Annotated in this window: 15 protein-coding genes; 13 read left to right on the forward strand and 2 right to left on the reverse strand. The window is 64.3% G+C overall.

The genetic code is table 11. The annotated features are described in order from the left end of the window. Position 1 precedes the first annotated feature (1 nt). Positions 2-1,750: an ExeA family protein gene (locus tag SADO_RS14865; RefSeq protein ID WP_353112783.1), complete on the reverse strand. Its 1,749-nt coding sequence runs from the start codon at positions 1,748-1,750 to the stop codon at positions 2-4. Here SADO_RS14865 and gspC point away from each other — a divergent pair. The 13 genes from gspC (at position 1,749) to SADO_RS14930 (ending at position 14,916) form a co-directional block, all read left to right on the forward strand. After that, a complete protein-coding gene (gspC, locus tag SADO_RS14870; RefSeq protein WP_353112785.1) occupies positions 1,749-2,735 on the forward strand; it encodes a type II secretion system protein GspC in 987 nt (328 codons plus the stop codon). The two genes, SADO_RS14865 and gspC, sit on opposite strands and share 2 nt — an antisense overlap. After that, positions 2,736-4,814 carry a type II secretion system secretin GspD gene (gene gspD, locus SADO_RS14875; RefSeq protein ID WP_353112787.1) on the forward strand — a complete coding sequence of 693 codons (2,079 nt, stop codon included), beginning with the start codon at positions 2,736-2,738 and terminating at the stop codon, positions 4,812-4,814. It begins immediately after the preceding gene. A 20-nt stretch (positions 4,815-4,834) separates the two neighbouring features. Beyond that, entirely contained in the window at positions 4,835-6,385 is a 1,551-nt protein-coding gene (gene gspE / locus SADO_RS14880) for a type II secretion system ATPase GspE (protein WP_353112789.1), read from the forward strand. 9 nt (positions 6,386-6,394) lie between these two features. Next, positions 6,395-7,609, forward strand: a complete 1,215-nt coding sequence (gspF, locus tag SADO_RS14885; RefSeq protein ID WP_353112791.1) for a type II secretion system inner membrane protein GspF — start codon at positions 6,395-6,397, stop codon at positions 7,607-7,609. A gap of 76 nt (positions 7,610-7,685) precedes the next feature. Beyond that, the gene (gspG, locus tag SADO_RS14890; RefSeq protein WP_353112793.1) at positions 7,686-8,144 is read left to right on the forward strand and encodes a type II secretion system major pseudopilin GspG; all 459 of its coding nucleotides are present in this window, start codon (positions 7,686-7,688) and stop codon (positions 8,142-8,144) included. Positions 8,145-8,156: 12 nt separating this feature from the next. Then, positions 8,157-8,717, forward strand: a complete 561-nt coding sequence (gene gspH, locus SADO_RS14895) for a type II secretion system minor pseudopilin GspH (protein ID WP_353112795.1) — start codon at positions 8,157-8,159, stop codon at positions 8,715-8,717. Then, positions 8,714-9,172, forward strand: a complete 459-nt coding sequence (gene gspI, locus SADO_RS14900) for a type II secretion system minor pseudopilin GspI (RefSeq protein WP_353112797.1) — start codon at positions 8,714-8,716, stop codon at positions 9,170-9,172. The genes gspH and gspI overlap by 4 nt, the downstream gene beginning before the upstream one ends. Continuing rightward, the gene (gene gspJ / locus SADO_RS14905) at positions 9,172-9,828 is read left to right on the forward strand and encodes a type II secretion system minor pseudopilin GspJ (RefSeq protein WP_353112799.1); all 657 of its coding nucleotides are present in this window, start codon (positions 9,172-9,174) and stop codon (positions 9,826-9,828) included. Before gspI ends, gspJ begins: the two co-directional genes overlap by 1 nt. After that, positions 9,825-10,766, forward strand: a complete 942-nt coding sequence (gene gspK, locus SADO_RS14910) for a type II secretion system minor pseudopilin GspK (protein ID WP_353112801.1) — start codon at positions 9,825-9,827, stop codon at positions 10,764-10,766. Before gspJ ends, gspK begins: the two co-directional genes overlap by 4 nt. 226 nt (positions 10,767-10,992) lie before the next feature. Further along, the gene (gene gspL / locus SADO_RS14915; protein ID WP_353112803.1) at positions 10,993-12,201 is read left to right on the forward strand and encodes a type II secretion system protein GspL; all 1,209 of its coding nucleotides are present in this window, start codon (positions 10,993-10,995) and stop codon (positions 12,199-12,201) included. Further along, positions 12,198-12,698: a type II secretion system protein M gene (locus SADO_RS14920; RefSeq protein WP_353112805.1), complete on the forward strand. Its 501-nt coding sequence runs from the start codon at positions 12,198-12,200 to the stop codon at positions 12,696-12,698. The genes gspL and SADO_RS14920 overlap by 4 nt, the downstream gene beginning before the upstream one ends. Continuing rightward, a complete protein-coding gene (locus tag SADO_RS14925) occupies positions 12,695-13,450 on the forward strand; it encodes a type II secretion system protein N (RefSeq protein WP_353112807.1) in 756 nt (251 codons plus the stop codon). The genes SADO_RS14920 and SADO_RS14925 overlap by 4 nt, the downstream gene beginning before the upstream one ends. Then, positions 13,447-14,916: a Na+/proline symporter gene (locus tag SADO_RS14930; protein WP_353112809.1), complete on the forward strand. Its 1,470-nt coding sequence runs from the start codon at positions 13,447-13,449 to the stop codon at positions 14,914-14,916. The genes SADO_RS14925 and SADO_RS14930 overlap by 4 nt, the downstream gene beginning before the upstream one ends. Here SADO_RS14930 and SADO_RS14935 read toward each other — a convergent pair. Then, positions 14,886-16,127: a class I SAM-dependent methyltransferase gene (locus SADO_RS14935; protein WP_353112811.1), complete on the reverse strand. Its 1,242-nt coding sequence runs from the start codon at positions 16,125-16,127 to the stop codon at positions 14,886-14,888. The two genes, SADO_RS14930 and SADO_RS14935, sit on opposite strands and share 31 nt — an antisense overlap. Between the last annotated feature and the right edge of the window lie 172 nt (positions 16,128-16,299).

The raw sequence follows: 16,299 nt of genomic DNA on the forward strand, positions 1-16,299 counted from the left end.
CCTATTCCTCCACTGCCTTCAATGCAGGCGACCCCGGCGACGGTACCGCACCATTGAGCATCATCTGCGTACGCGGCCCAGCCATCGCATCCGACTGCAACCCATTGGCCGCCTGAAACTTGCGCAGACGGCGCTGCAAGGCGTCGTCGTAGACCGGCGATGCGGGGCCCAACTGGGTTTCCGGATTGCGCCCGTCAATACGGTCGAGCCGCTTGCGCAGCCACACCACTGCCGAACCGACCGCGCCCGGCTGGATCAGACTGACGCCCGAATCAGCACGCCAGACCACCTCGAACTCGCCGGTCCAGATACGGCCGAGCGCGTTACGCGAGATACGGCGCGTGCCATCGGCGCCCACAAGCGTGGCATTCGGACCATCCAGCGAGCTGAGCAACACCTTGCGGGTGCGACCTTCGTCCTCGATGGTCAGCAGAGCGGGACGGTTGTAGCGCTCGATAACCGTGAAGCTGCCGCTATCCGCCAGGCAGCGCAGGTCGCCGATCCGCAGGCTGCGGCAGTTCGTACGTACTTCCGAGCCAAATACGCCCCAGAGCCGCAATAACTGCGTGATATCGGCGTCGCCGCCGGGCAACCCACCCGGCGGCGGGGCCGCCTCCGCGGCCGTGGTGCCGCCACTGCCGCTGCTGACGTCCGTATCCGGCGCGCTACCGGCCCCATCCGAAACGGGGCGATAGCTGTCGCCGCCCTCCCCGGCAGCGACTAATGTGGGTTGTCCATCGTCGCCCGCGCCGATGGCGTTCGCAGGATCGCCGACTGCCTCGCCTGCAACCGGCGTCGACGCCCCGGCGCCGCCCGACTGCATCCATTCCGCCGCGCGGGTCAATTCGATACCTGGGTACCAGGCCAATGCCCCCACCACGGCAATGGCCGCCAGACTTGCAGCCGGCAAGGCGACGCGCCGCCAACGTGAGGCCCGCTCCCTGGGCAGGGTTTCCAATGCCGCCCGGGACACAATCATCGGTCCGATCTTCGAGCGTGCGTGTGCGTAACCACCCATCAGCGCCCGCTCGCAGACCATATTGATCAAACGCGGTGTGCCACCGGTATAACGTCGCAGTGCGATCAGGGCGGCACCGGTAAACAGATGCTGGGAGCCACCGACCAGCTTGAGCCGGTGCTGGACGTAGGCACGAGTTTCGCCGTAGCCGAGCGGTGTGAGCTTGAAGCGCGCGGTGATGCGCTGGGAAAGCTGGCGCAGGTCGTGGCGGGCGAGAAGCTGCTCGAGCTCAGGTTGGCCGACCAGGATGATCCGCAGCAGCTTGTGCTTATGCGTCTCCAGGTTGGTCAAAAGCCGCAGCTGCTCGAGCACGCCACGGCTGAGGTTTTGCGCTTCGTCGATGATCAGCACCGTCCGGCGATTGTTCGCATGGGTCGCAAGCAGATGCTGGTTGAGCCGGTCGACCAGGTCCTTGAGCGACGTGTCGTGCTGCCGATCGTACGCTGCGCCCAGTTCGTCGCAGATCGTGGCCACGAACTCGCGCACCTCGAGATGCGGGTTCCAGCACAGTGCAATATCCAGGTCCGGCATGTCGTTTTCGACGAGCGCGCGAATGAGCGTCGTCTTGCCGGTGCCGACCTCGCCGATCAGGGCCACGAAGCCGCCATGCTCGCCTGCGCCGTAGAGCAAGTGCCCCAGCGCCTCACGATGACTCGCGCTCAAATACAGAAACGCCGGGTCCGGCGTCACCGAGAACGGATAGTCTTCAAGGCCGTAATAGCGCAGATACATGCAAAAAACACAGGCGGGCGGTAACTCGGCAAGTCTAACCCGCACCCGCGACACGGCAAACTCGAAGGCGGTCGGCAATCGGGCTGAGAGTGTGGCCGCAACGGCGCTTTCGTGGGGTAGACTCCGCCCCATGGCCGTTGAACTCTCTCGCGACGCGCAGCGCTGGCTTGGCCGCCTGCCCGAAATCGCCAACATCCTGCTGGTAATACTCATTGCCCTCGCGGCCGCGCGGCTGTTCTGGCTCGCCTGGCCGGCGGGTGCGAACGAGCTCACCCCCGCGGTTACCGGGCCCTCCACCGATACCAGCCGCGACAGCGTGGATGTCGACACCATCGCCAGCGCTCATCTGTTCGGCGAGCAATCGGTCACCGATGAATCCGCCGAGCAGCGCGAGATCATCAATGCGCCGGAGACGCGCCTGAACCTTGTATTGACCGGCATCGTCTCGGAGGCCAATGGCAATCGCTCGCGCGCGTTGATCAAGAGCGGCCGTTCCGCGCAGGAAGGCTATGCCGTCGGCGATGCCATCAATAACGGCGTGAAGCTGCACGCGATCTACGCGAATCGCGTGATTCTCGATCGCAGCGGTCGGTTCGAGACGCTGACCCTGGAGAGCGTCAAGCAGGCGAAATCGCTCAAGGGCATAGAACGCACCCAAGCCGTGTCGAGCGAGCTCGCCAGCGACCTCGGTGACGTACGCCAGAAAATTCTCGCCAATCCGGCAAATGCCTCGCGATACATTCGCTTGCAGCCGGAGCGTCAAAACGGCAATCTCGTCGGGTACCGTATTTATCCGGGGGCCGACCGGGGGCTTTTTGAGAAGGCCGGCCTGGAACCGGGGGAACTGGTCACCGCCGTCAACGGGCAACCGCTGAACAACCCGGCTGCGTCGCTCCGACTACTGAGCAACCTTGCCGAGGCCAGCAGTGCGTCTGTAACGCTCCAGCGCGATGGCCAGCAACGTACCGTCACGGTGAATTTCTAAATGACAGCCATCGCCTTGCGCCGGTTTTTCTGCCTGCTCGCAATCTCCCTGTTCGCCGCAACCGCGGCAACGGCCCAGAACGGTAATTCGGATCAGGGGGACGCGTTCACGCTGAATCTCAAGGATGCCGACATCACGACGCTGATCGCGACGGTCAGCGAAGTCACCGGGCGTAATTTCGTGGTCGACCCACGGGTCAAAGGCGACGTGACGGTTCTATCGACCGACCCGATGACGCCGAGCCAGCTCTACGAGACCTTCCTGTCGGTGCTCGAGGTGCATGGTTTCGCGGCAGTGCCCTCGGGCGAAGTCACCAAGATCATCCCGCAGATCAATGCGAAACAGGATGGCGGTTTCGGCCGCCGCAGCGGCAACGCCACCCGTGAAGACATCGTCACCCGCGTGATCAGCGTCGACAACGTGCCCGCCGACCAGCTCGTGCCGATTCTGCGCCCGTTGGTACCGCAGTATGGCCACCTCGCCGCCTACTCGGCGTCCAATACGCTGGTGATCTCGGATCGTGCCGCGAACGCTCAGCGCATGGCCGACATCGTCGCCAAGATCGACCGTAACGGCTTGCAGGATGTCGAAAGCATCCGATTGCAGTACGCAAGCGCGTCCGAAGTCGCCCAAGTGGTCGAACAGCTCAAATCCGGCGCGAGCGGTAATGCGGCTGCCGGCAATTTCAGCATCATCCCGGATGAGCGCACCAACAGCGTGATCATCAGCGGGGGTCGGCAGGAACGCCTGCGTCTACGCGCGATCATTGCCGATCTGGATACGGAAACCGAACAGACCGGCGGTACCCAGGTCGTCTATCTCGACTACGCGGACGCCGAAGCGATCGCGCCGGTACTACAGAACTACGCCGAAGGCTCCGGCGCTACCTCCGGCGGCGCGAGCTCGGGCGGTGGCAATGGCAGCGCCGGCGCGGCACGTCGCCCCGGCGGCGGCGCCAACGGCGTGAGTGTCATTGCCGAACCCGGCTCGAACGCACTGGTTGTCACGGCCCCGGCCGATACCATGCGCCAGATCAAGCAGGTCATCGAACAGCTCGATATCCGCCGCGGCCAAGTGCTCGTCGAGGCGATCATTGCCGAAATCAGCCTTTCGCGTTCGCGTCAGCTCGGCGTAAACGTCGCCGCGTTCAACAACAACGGGCCGGCTGCCGCCAGCATTCTCGACCAGGACACGCTGAACGCCGTGCCTTCTCTGGCGATGGACGGCACGCCGCTCAGCCTCATTCAGCAGGGCCTGAACGTCGCCCTGGGGGACGTTGACGGCAGCGGCACCGGTTTCGCCGTGCTGGTGAATGCCCTCTCCGGCAATACGAACACGAACGTGCTGTCCACGCCGTCGCTGATCACCCGCGATAACGAGGAAGCCGAGATCAAGGTGGGCCAGGAAGTACCGTTCGTCACCGGCAACTTCACCAGTGGCACGACCGGCGGCGGCACGAACGGGCTGACCAATCCTTTCCAGACCATCGAACGCAAGGACGTCGGTCTGACACTGGCGTTCACGCCGCAGATCAGCGCGGGCGATACGATCCAGCTCACGATCGATCAGGAAATTTCCAGCATTGCGCAGGGCTCGAGCCAGACCGGCGCGGTCGATCTGATCACCAACAATCGCACGCTGACCACTTCAGTCGAGGTCGAGAACGGCCAGATCCTCGTGCTCGGTGGTCTGATCGATGACCAGGTCACGGAATCCGAACAGAAAGTGCCCCTTCTTGGTGACATTCCGCTGCTCGGCGCGCTGTTCACCTTCCGCAACGTGCAGAAGAACAAGCGTAATCTGCTGAACTTCATCCGGCCGACGATTCTTCGCGGCGGCGGCGAAGCCGATTACTACACGCGCAAGAAGTACAACTACATCCGTTCGCTGCAGGAGCAGCAGGCCGAGACCAGTATTCCGCTCATGGGTGAAGAGCAGCGTCCGCAGCTGCCGCCGATCAATCAGTATGACGACAGCGACTCCTTTTCAGAGGATTCCGGCGTAAGCAACGACGAAAGCACGCAGCGCGATAGCGACCCTGATGTACGAAGCGGCAAGCGTCGCGGCGACCAGTTCTAGCCCGCGGGCAGGAGCCAACCATGAGCGACAGCCTCGAAACGCTCAGCCTGGAACCGATCCTGAACGATACGGCCGCGCCGGCGCCCGTTGCCGGGCCGAGCGGCATCGATCGCCTTCCGTTCGCCTTCGCCAAACGCCACGGCATCATGCTCGGCGCAGAGCGCGACGGCGCGGTGGAAGTGACAGTGCGCGCGCCGGTTAATCAGGTCGCGCTTTCCGAGGTTCGGCGCTACTGCAAGCGCCCGCTCACCGTGCATCGTGTCGATGCGGGCTCGTTCGACGCGCTGCTGCAGAACGACTACGAAGGCAAGGCCAACGAGTCGATGCAGATCGTTGAAGGCATGGACGAAGATATGGATCTATCGGATGCCGCGCGGGCGCTGTCCGAGCCGGCCGATCTGCTGGAATCCTCGGACGACGCGCCTATCATCCGCCTGATCAACGCGCTGCTGACCGAAGCGATCAAGGAGAACGCCTCCGATATCCATATCGAGCCCTTCGAATCACGCCTGACGGTGCGGTTTCGTGTCGACGGCGTACTGCGCGAAGTGCTCAGCCCGCCCCGCCAGCTCGCCCCGCGCCTGATCTCGCGCGTGAAGGTCATGGCCAAGCTCGATATCGCCGAAAAGCGCGTCCCGCAGGACGGCCGTATCTCGGTGCGTATCGCCGGCCGCCCGGTGGACGTGCGTGTGTCGACGATTCCGTCCGGCAACGGCGAACGCGTGGTCTTGCGTCTGCTCGACAAGCAGGCCGGGCGTCTCGATCTGCCTCAGCTGGGTATGCCCGAGGAAACGCTCAAGGGCATCGACGAGCTGATCCATAAGCCGCACGGCATCATGCTCGTTACCGGCCCGACCGGCTCGGGCAAGACCACCACGCTTTATGCGGGACTGACGCGGATCAACGACCGCACCCGCAACATCATGACCGTCGAGGATCCGATCGAGTACTACCTCGACGGCATCGGCCAGACACAGGTCAACTCGAAGGTCGACATGAGCTTCGCCCGCGGCCTGCGCGCCATCCTGCGTCAGGATCCGGATGTTGTCATGATCGGCGAAATCCGCGATCTCGAGACTGCCGAAATCGCCGTCCAGGCCTCACTGACCGGCCATCTGGTGTTCTCGACTCTGCATACCAACACGGCGGTCGGCGCGATCGCGCGTCTGCGCGACATGGGCGTCGAGCCGTTTCTGCTGTCGTCGAGCCTGATCGGCATCATGGCGCAGCGCCTCGTGCGCACGCTGTGCAAGGACTGCCGCGAGTCGTATGTCGCCAACCGGCGCGAATGCGAGTTGCTACACGCCGACCCGGAAGATCCGCCCATACTGCACAAGCCGGCCGGCTGCGAAACTTGCAATCAGTCCGGCTTTCGCGGGCGTACCGGCGTGTATGAGCTGGTCGTGGTGGACGATGAAATGCGCAATCTCATCCATGAACAGGTCTCCGAACAGGCGCTGGAACGCCACGCCCGCAAGACCACGCCGAGCATCCGTGCCGACGGCGTCGCCAATGTACTGGCGGGCAACACCACACTCGAGGAAGTGTTGCGCGTGACCCGTGAAGGTTAGGTTCTAGGCGTGGGCGCCTTCGAATACACCGCGCTCGACCCGCGTGGGCGCGAAAAGAAAGGCGTGCTCGAGGGCGACGCCGCGCGCGCCATTCGTGCCCAGCTGCGCGACCAGGGCCTGACCCCGATCGAAGTCCACGAAGTTGCCGATCGCAAGAGCGGTCGCGCCCGCGGGTTCTCGTTCTCGCGCGGCATCAGCGTGACCGAGCTGTCGCTGTTCACCCGCCAGCTGGCCACCCTCACCCATGCCGGGTTGCCGATGGAGGAAGCGCTGAAGGCGGTCGCCGAACAGACCGACAGCGACAAGGTCCAGCGCATCATCGTCGGCGTGCGCTCGCAGGTGGTCGAAGGCCATACCTTTGCCGATGCGCTGGGGCATTTCCCCAACAGCTTCGACGAGCTCTATCGTGCGACCGCGTCCGCCGGCGAACAGTCCGGCCGTATCGACGAGGTGCTAACCGGGCTGGCGGATTACGTCGAGGATCAACAGTCGATGCGCCAGAAGATCATGGCCGCGCTGATCTATCCCGCTTTCCTGAGTGTAGTGGCCATTGGCATCGTGATCGCCCTGCTGACAACCGTCGTGCCCGACCTGGTCGCGGTATTCGATAGCGTGGACGCCGAGCTGCCCGCACTCACGACCGGCCTGATCTCGGTCAGCGATTTCCTGCGCTACTGGGGCTGGCTGCTCGCGCTAATCATCGCCGCGACGGTGATCGCCTTCATCTATGCCATGCGTCGACCCGCGTTCAAGCGCGCGGTGCAGTCGCGCATCCTGCAGATGCCGCTGGTCGGTCGTTTCGTTCGTGGCGTGAACACGGCCCGGTTCACGCGAACGCTATCCATTCTCGCGAGTAGCGGCGTACCGGCGCTCGACGCCATGACCATCGGCGCTGACGTGGTCACCAATCTGCCCATGCGCGACGCGATCAAGCGCGCGGCGGCCCGGGTACGCGAAGGCGACGCCATCCATCGTGCGCTGGGCCGGGAACGGCTTTTCCCGCCGATCACCCTGCACATGATTGCCAACGGCGAAATTTCCGGCGAACTGGAAATGATGCTGGGCCGCGCTGCCGACCATCAGGAACGCGAGGTCGAAACCCTGCGCCAAGGCGTGATGGGCATTCTCGGGCCCGCCGTCATCCTGTTGATGGGCGGACTCGTACTGATCATTGTGCTTGCGATTCTTCAGCCGGTCTTCAATCTCAACCAGCTGGTCAAATAAGCGGAAGCCGCGGCATTCTCGCGAGACGCACGCCGCGTACACTGGCTATAACACTTCATCATCAGGAGACAACGACATGATCCGAAAGGGCCTCGAACCCAAAATGGCGCGTGCACAGCGTGGCTTCACGCTGATCGAGATCATGGTCGTGGTGGTGATCCTCGGCATTCTGGCCGCACTGGTCGTGCCACAGATTATCTCGCGCCCGGATGAAGCCCGTGTCGCCAAGGCGCGCCAGGATATTCGTGCGGTCGAAAGCGCGCTCAAGCTCTACCGCCTGGATAACTTCCGCTACCCGAGCACCGAGCAGGGTCTCGCCGCGCTGGTCGACAAACCGACCACCCAGCCCGAGCCCCGCAACTGGAAATCCGGTGGTTATCTCGATCGTATTCCGACCGATCCGTGGGGCGACGTATACCACTATCGCAACCCCGGCGAGCACGGCGAGATCGATGTCTACACGCTGGGCCGCGATGGCCGCCCTGGTGGCGAAGAAAGCGATGCGGACATCGGTAACTGGGCTCTCGACAGCTAGCCCCGGCGCCGCGTGTCCGACGTGCGTCCACCGCGGCTAGGTTCTCGCCAGCAGACCGGGTTTACTCTTATCGAGGTTCTGGTCGTTGCATTGATTATCGGCGTGGTGATGGCGTTCGTGTCGTTGTCGATCAACCCGACCGGGAACGCCGATCAGCTCGACAAGGAAGCGCGTCGTCTAGAAGCACTCATCACCACGGCGGCGGATGACGCGGTGCTCTACGGCCGCGAGATCGGCCTGGACATCACCCGCGGCGGCTATCGCTTTTTACGTCTCGGCGACGACGGCTGGCAGCCGCTTGCCGGTCCGGATACGCCACTGCGCCCGCGTGAACTGGGTGGCGAGCTGGTGCTCGCACTCATCGCGCGCGATGAAGACGCGCCCCAACTCGTCAGCGCCGATGAGGATGAAGACGAGCAGGACGTCGTACGACCCGAGGCGGTTTTCCTCTCCAGCGGCGAAATGATTCCCTTCGAACTGGAGCTGTTCAGCCCGGATGTCGAGCACCGCTATCGTCTGGTAGGCGATGCGGCCGGCACGCTGGAACGCGAGCGTATCGAGGGCCGGCGATGACTCGCCAGCGCGGATTCACGCTGGTCGAGGTGCTCGTGGCGACCGCGATTCTTGCGCTCGCACTCGGCGCATTCATTTCCGGTGGCGCGCGCTACGCGGACTACGCCCGTTATATCCACGACCGCACCCTTGCCCAGTGGGTGGCCCGCAACCAGTTGGTCGAATACCAGATCGCCGAACAGTGGCCCGATACCGGCACCGATGACGGTGATACCGAAATGGGCGAGCGGGATTGGCGCTGGGTCGCGGAGATTTCCGAATCCCCGGATCCCGACGTACGCCGGGTCGACTTGCGCGTCTATCGCATCGACAACAACAGCGGAGAACCGGAAGCGGATTCCACCGCCCTGCTCAGCGGCTTCGTCACCCAGCATGTCGATCCCGTCAACGCACCCGGCGACGGTCAGGCTGAAGCGACCGCCGACGATGCCGCCGACTACGGTTCGAGCTTCTGATGGCCACGCAACGCCAGGCTGGCTTCACACTCATCGAGTTGCTGATCGCGATCGCCGTGTTCGTCGTGATGGCCGCCATGGCCTACGGCGGTCTGTCTTCGGTGATCTCTGTGCGTGAATCGGTTACCGCGGCGCTCGATCGCAGCAAGACGCTGCAGATGTCGGTCTGGCGCATGCGAAACGATATCGAACAGATCGTCGACCGGCCCGTGCGCGACAGCTTCGGCGACAGCCAACCCGCCATCAGCGGCAGCCCGGACCTCGGCATACAGTTCACCCGCAACGGCTGGCGCAATCCGTTGGGTGATATCCGCAGCAGTCTCCAGCGCGTGGCTTATCGTATCGACGAGGATGACAATCTCGTGCGTGCCTACTGGCGCGTACTCGACCAGGCGCAGGACAGCGCGCCGGTCGAAGCCACCCTGCTCGAGGATGTTTCCAACCTGGAATGGCGTTTTCTCGACGGCGACCGCGAATGGCAGGATCGCTGGCCCACGGATGCCGCGCCGGGGGCCGTTCCCAATGTTGATCCCACGACCGGCAGCGCCCAACAGACTTTGCGCTATGCGCCGCCGCTGGCGATCGAGCTACGCGTTACCACGCCCGAATGGGGCGACCTTCGCTTGGTGTTCATGGTGCCGGGGGCCGAAAAGTGATCCGGCCCGTTCGTAAACAAGGCGGCGTTGCGCTGCTTACGGCAATGCTGATCGTGGCGCTGGTCACGATCATTGGCGCCGGCATGCTCTCGCAGATGAATCTGGCCCTGCATCGCAGCGGCAACATTTGGCAGTCCGAGCAGGCCTGGTGGTACGCCGTGGGCATCGAGAACTGGCTCGGCAAGCTGCTGCGTCAGGACGCGGAATTCACCGATATCGACAGTCTCGACGAGCCCTGGGCCCAGCCCGTCGACTACCTGCCGCTGGACGGCGGTGCCCTGCAGGGGCAGGTGCTGGATCTGCAGGGGCGTTTCAATCTCAACAATCTATCCGGCAACGATGTCGACGGCGCTCTGGAGCAGTTGCAGCGCCTGGTCGAGCTGGTCGGCAACACGGATCAGATCACCGCGCGCACCGTGGCAGCATCGACACGCGACTGGATCGACCCGGATATCAATCCCACCGTGCCCGACGGCGCCGAAGACGATTATTACCTCGGCCTCGACCCGGCGTATCGCGCCGGCAACATCGAGATGTCCAGCGCCAGCGAACTGCGAATGGTCAAAGGCATGACGCCTGCCTTGTATGCAGCGCTCGAACCCTATATCTGCGCGCTGCCCGAAGTCACGCGCATCAATGTCAACACAGCGCCCGCCGCGGTTCTGACCACCATTGCGCCGGAACTGCCGCCCGGCACCGGCGAAGCGCTGCTCGAGTCGCGCGCCGACGAGCCCTGGGAGTCGGTCGAGGCGTTCCTGCAGGACCCGGCACTGGCCGGGCGCCAGATCGATGCGGAGCAGCTCAGCGTGACCACCAATTATTTCCTCGCGACCGGCCAGATTACGGTCGATCGGGCGCAGATCCAGTTCTTCAGTGTTCTGGAGCGTGCAGACAACGGCGCCGTACGCACGCTCCGGCACAGCACGAACGTGGACTAGCCCATGCAAGCAACGCCGTTCGATACCGCAGTGTGCACTGGCCGCGCGAGGCGCGACCGCGCAGGCCTCGACTCGAACGGGAGCGGTGCGCCTCGCGTGAGCCTCAACGCCTTATTTCAACGCGGTTTGCTTAGGGTAGACTGGGCGCGGGCCAACGGCCGAGCCCGGCTCAATGCCGCTGCATCGGCGATCGACAAACGGCCTGAATACCGGGGGTAGTAGTTTCGTGTCCGAGCGATTCATCGTGTACTTCGACGGCGAGCAGGCAGCGTGGCTGAACGCAGCGGAAGAGCTCGTGCGCGGCGAGCTTACCGAGGCAGCCATCGCCGCCGACGGCCGCGAGACCATCGTGCTGCTGCCCGGCGAAGATGTCCTCGTAACGCGCGTGTCGCTACCGCCGATTCGCCAGGCACGGCGCCGCCTGCAGGCCGCCAGCTTCGCACTCGAAGACCAGCTGGTTACACGCGTTGACGACCTGCATTTCGCGCTTGCGGCCCGCGCCGATGCCGACGGCGAAACGCCGGTACTCGTGATCGAGCGTGCGCTCATGCAATCCACGCTGGACGCCTGCCGCGATGCCGGACTGGACGTCGTCCAGATCATTCCCGATATGCTCGCGCTACCCCGCCCCGGCGAGAACAGCTGGCAAGTCGCGGTGATCGGCGAGCGCGTGCTTACGCGCACATCTGCGCTTCACGGCTTCGCCTGCGAGCGCTCGCTCTGGTCGACCCTGGCCAACGGCTCTACGCCGCCCGAGCATATCGTCCTGCATGCGGTCAGCAGCGAGATCACCGCCGAGCGCCTGCTCGACGAACTGCGTAGCGATCCGGCGCCCGAGGTCGAGCACGCAACCAGCCCAGACACCGACATGCTGCTTGCCAGTCTCCTCGTGGCCGCGCGAAGCGCCGACGCGGTGAATCTGCGTCAGGGCGTATTCGCCCGCGCCTCGGCAATGCAGGCCTGGTGGCAACCGTTCCGGCTAACTGCCGGCCTGGCAGCCGCGTGGCTGCTGGTCGCGCTCGCAGCACGCGGCATCGAAAGCTGGCAGCTCTACGACCGTATCGATACGCTCGAAGCCACCAGCGAGACCGCGTTTCGCGAGGCATTTCCCAACGTACGCACGATCAACGATCTGCGCGTGCAGGCCGAGCAGAACATCCGGGCACTACGTGGTTCCGGCGGTAGTGGCGGGATGTTTCCGTTGCTTCAGGCGACAGCAGAAGTCGCCGGCCAGGCTGGTGACCTGACTATCCAGTCGCTGCAGTATCGCGACGGTGCGCTCTATCTGAGCCTGCGCGGCAAGAGCGTGCAGTCGCTCGAAGCGCTGCGTGCCGGCTTTGCCCGTCAGCGCGGCGCGGTGCTGAACGTGGAAAGCGCGGATGCCGCCGCCGACGGCGTCCAGATCCGTGCCAGCGTCAGCGGAGACGCCGCATGAATCAGCTTCGAAGCTGGTACGAAGGCCTCGCCCCCCGTGAGCGCGTCGCCGTGATTGTCGGCGCGATCGCGGTGACGATCGCGGTGTTCTACTACGGCATCTGGCGACCGCTCGACGGCAGCGTGACGGAAGGCCGCGTGCGTCTGAACGCGCAGGCAGAAGAAACACGCTGGGTGCTGGGTATTCGCGACGAAGCCCGACTGTTGCAGGCCAACGACACCGGCAGAAAGATTCAGGGCCGCAACGATTCGCTCCTGTCGATCGTCGATGCGACCAGCCGGGACAACGGTCTCGGCGACGCAGTGCGACGCATCCAGCCGGATAACGACGATCAGGCCACCGTGACTCTTGAACAAGCCAACTTCAATCAGATGCTGTTCTGGCTGCGCAGCCTGCAGCGCGACTACGGTGTGGCCGCCGGCCAGATGACCGTCACTCGCGACGACGAATCCGGCACGGTTCAGGCCCGCCTGACCCTCACCCGAGGTGGCGCATGAACCGCCGCGCGCTCCGCTATGGCCTCATCGGTCTGGTCGCTTTCACGATCGGCCTCGTCGCCTTCCTGCCAGCGCGCGTCGCCGCCGGCTGGGCCGAGCAGATGGCACCCGTATCGCTCGGCGGCGTGACCGGCACGATCTTCGAAGGCCGCGCAAGCTACGCCTCCGGCCCCGGCGGTGCCGTCGAGAACCTGATGTGGACGCTGCACCCGAGCGCCCTGCTGCTAGGCCGCGTCAGCGCCGATATCGAAATCGATTCGGATATCAACGGCTTCAGCGCCGAGGTATCGCGCTCGCTGTTCGGCACTACGGTAATCGAGAACGTGACCGGCAGCGCCTCGGCCGGCTGGTTGGCCAAGCTCGGCGGCTATACGTTCCTGCCGCTGTCAGGCGACGTACGCGTCGATATCCAGCGCGCCGCCTTCGACGACGAACTGCAGTTCGATGCCCTGTCCGGCCAGATCAGCCTGGGCAACACGCGCTGGGACCTGCTCAATCCGCCAGTCCAGCTCGGGCAGTTCACTACCGCCCTGACCCATACCGAGGCCGGCCTGCAGTTGACCGTGGTCGACAGCAGCGGCCCGCTGGCGCTGGACGGCGAGATCATCATCGACGAAAGCCGCCGGTACACCATGGAAGCGGGCTTGCGCGCACGCGCCGGCGCCGACGAGCGCCTGGGCCAGATGCTTGACCAACTCGGCCGCGCGGATGGCGACGGCTGGCATCGCGTGCGTGAACAGGGCCGATTATGACCCTCGCGGGGAGTTCATGGCTGCTCCTGCCATGGCTCGTATTCCTCGCCTACGCCGTTCTGGTACTACGCACGACACCGGCACGCAGCGGACCGATGGCCTTCTTCGGCGGCCACTCTCTTGCCGGTGGTGCGCCGGGGATCTGGTTGCTCGGCGCGTCGGCGGCCGTTTCGTGGGTCATGGCCAAGAGCGTCGACAACGCCATGAACCTCACCGTCGCCTTCGGCTGGTGGGGCGGCATCGGTTATGCAGCGTACTGGTTGGCGTTCGTGGTGGTGGCCGTTGCGGTGTACTTCATCCGCACACGCGGTGGCGATACCTCGCTGGCCGCGTTCCTGGGGCGCAAATACGGCCTGCCGGCGACCCGGCTGTTCCTGATCGTGATCGGTATTCGACTGTTCAACGAGGTCTGGTCGAACACCAAGGTCGCCGCGCTCTATTTCGGCGATGAAGGCAGCGCCGGCTACTGGCTGGCCGCGCTGTCGTTTACCGGACTGACCCTCTACTACAGCCAGCGCGGCGGGCTGCGCTCGTCGATCGTCACCGATGCGCTGCAGATGATCATGATCGCGCTGCTGTTGCTCATCACACTCACGGTGCTCGCGCCCAGTGTCGCAGGCAGCGGCCTGCCCAGCGTTGCCAACGGCTCGTTGACGCCCGACATGGTCGCCGGCGGCATCACCTTTTTCGCGCTCGCGCTCGTACAAACACTGTCGTACGGCTTTCACGACCCCGTACTCACCGACCGCGCATTCGTCAGTCCGCCGCTCAAGATGGTCGCCAGTTTCGTGCTCGCCGCCCTGCTCGGCGGCGCGCTGATCGCCGGCTTCAGCGTGGCCGGGCTTTATGCGCTCGTGAACGATATCGCGCCTACGCCATCGGTCGCAGTGGCTGTACCAATGGCGATCGGCCTCGGCATGACGCTGCTGTTCAACGCGGTGATGCTCGCGAGTGCTGGCTCCACGCTGGATTCCACTTTCGCATCCACAGCGAAATTCACGGCACGCGACTGGCGGGTGACCCGCACGGCGCCCACGATCCACGACCAGTCCCGCGGACGACGTGCGATGTGGGTCATCGCTTTGCTCGGCAATCTCCCCCTGCTGTCGTTCTATATCGACGGCGTGGGCCCGGCCGTCATCGCGGCGACGACGATCAGTGGCACCGCCATCATGGGGCTGGCGCCCATCTTTCTGCTGGCCTGGGTTCGCCCGGCTTCTACCCTGTCCTTCCACCTTGCGCTGTGGCCGGGCGTCGTGATCGGCGTGCTGCTGGCCCTGCAGAAACTCGCTGACCTGCCCACGATTCCAGACTGGGTGAGCATTGGCGCCGGGAGCTATGCCCAGACGCTGGGCATCAACGTCTGGGGCCTGGGCCTGTGTACCGGGATGTTCCTGACCGGAGCAGTGGTCGATCAGCTACGCGGGCGTAACCGCTACCCGGTGCACTCGAACTCGTTTTCCTGAATCCGGCGCGGCGCCTGTGGCAGGTCCTTATAGAGATAGTCACGGGTGACCGGCACGATATGGTTGCGTCGAGCGAGCTGCAGGTGGAACACGACCAGGTCGCCCCAGCGAAAGGTCGCCTGACAGCCAAGCAGGTAGAACTCCCACATGCGACAGAAGCGCTCGCCCAGGCGTTCACGAAACGCGTCGCGATGGTTCTGGAAGCGCCGGCTCCAGCAGTCGAGAGTGCGCGCGTAGTGCAGCCGCCAGATCTCCAGATCGGACAGGCTCATGCCGGTCTGCTCGATACAGGGTGCGACCTCCGAAAGCGACGGGATATAGCCGCCGGGGAAGATGTACTTCTCGATCCAGCCCTGCGCCGCCTCGATAGGCGGGCCGCTGCGGCCGATGGTATGGATGAGACTACGGCCGTCCGGCTTGAGCAGCCGCCGAACCTGATCGAAGAACACCTGGTACTGCGGCCGCCCGACATGCTCGAACATGCCGACGCTCACGATCGCGTCGTAGCCCCCGCTTTGGGTGCCGACATGCTCGCGATAGTCCTGCTGGGCAAAGTGCACCCGATCCGCCAGGCCTTCGCGCTCGGCGCGTTCGCAGGCGTACTCGTACTGGTCGTCGGACAGGGTCAGCCCGGTGACGTGCACCTCGTGATGGCGGGCGAGATATAGCGCCAGGCCACCCCAACCGCAACCTATATCCAGCACCCGATCGCCCGGCTGCAGGCACAGCTTGCGGGCGATATGTCGACACTTGGCCTGCTGGGCCGCCTCCAGATCCATGTCGGCGGACTCGAAATAGGCGCAGGAATACTGCATGTCCGCATCGAGGAATTTCTCGAACAGATCATGATCGATGTCGTAATGGTGTTTGACGTTGCGCCGCGCGCGCAGCCTCGAATTGGCCTCGCGCAGCCCGCGCAGCGCATGCCGCGCCAGGTCGAGAATACGGCTCGAACCGAAGTTCTCGACGTTGGCGAAATAGAGTTCGAACAGCGCCAGCAGGCCGCCCTCGCCCGGCCACCAGTCGCCGTCCATATAGGCTTCGCCAAAGGCCATTTCCGGGTCCGAGAGCAGGCGGGCGAGCACCCGTCGGTCACGCAGATGAATATGCGCGGTGGGCGTGCCTTGACCGATCAGCTGGGTGTTGGCGTCCGGGTAGTGGATGACGAGCGTGCCGTGATCGATCAGCCGATCAAAAAAGCGTGTCTTCATGTCGACCCCGCATCGGCAGACAACGCACGCTGGCGTCACCCGCCTATTTCATGCCTGTGGAAAATATTACACAGAAAAAATGTCAATGCACAATACACCTATAGCGAAAGATACTAGGGACAGGGGCTTTTGTCTTAAGCGCGCGGGCACTGGCCGCTGTTGTAGGCTGGCT

It is taken from the genome of Salinisphaera dokdonensis CL-ES53 (assembly GCF_040361215.1).
Taxonomy (GTDB): Bacteria; Pseudomonadota; Gammaproteobacteria; order Nevskiales; family Salinisphaeraceae; genus Salinisphaera; species Salinisphaera dokdonensis.

What these genes read in the sequence shown, in the direction of transcription:
- gspC (WP_353112785.1), top strand. Translation starts at nt 1,749, where the DNA reads ATGCAAAAAACACAGGCGGGCGGTAACTCGGCAAGTCTAACCCGCACC.
- SADO_RS14865 (WP_353112783.1), bottom strand. Translation starts at nt 1,750, where the DNA reads ATGTATCTGCGCTATTACGGCCTTGAAGACTATCCGTTCTCGGTGACG.
- gspD (WP_353112787.1), top strand. Translation starts at nt 2,736, where the DNA reads ATGACAGCCATCGCCTTGCGCCGGTTTTTCTGCCTGCTCGCAATCTCC.
- gspE (WP_353112789.1), top strand. Translation starts at nt 4,835, where the DNA reads ATGAGCGACAGCCTCGAAACGCTCAGCCTGGAACCGATCCTGAACGAT.
- gspG (WP_353112793.1), top strand. Translation starts at nt 7,686, where the DNA reads ATGATCCGAAAGGGCCTCGAACCCAAAATGGCGCGTGCACAGCGTGGC.
- gspI (WP_353112797.1), top strand. Translation starts at nt 8,714, where the DNA reads ATGACTCGCCAGCGCGGATTCACGCTGGTCGAGGTGCTCGTGGCGACC.
- gspJ (WP_353112799.1), top strand. Translation starts at nt 9,172, where the DNA reads ATGGCCACGCAACGCCAGGCTGGCTTCACACTCATCGAGTTGCTGATC.
- SADO_RS14920 (WP_353112805.1), top strand. Translation starts at nt 12,198, where the DNA reads ATGAATCAGCTTCGAAGCTGGTACGAAGGCCTCGCCCCCCGTGAGCGC.
- SADO_RS14925 (WP_353112807.1), top strand. Translation starts at nt 12,695, where the DNA reads ATGAACCGCCGCGCGCTCCGCTATGGCCTCATCGGTCTGGTCGCTTTC.
- SADO_RS14930 (WP_353112809.1), top strand. Translation starts at nt 13,447, where the DNA reads ATGACCCTCGCGGGGAGTTCATGGCTGCTCCTGCCATGGCTCGTATTC.
- SADO_RS14935 (WP_353112811.1), bottom strand. Translation starts at nt 16,127, where the DNA reads ATGAAGACACGCTTTTTTGATCGGCTGATCGATCACGGCACGCTCGTC.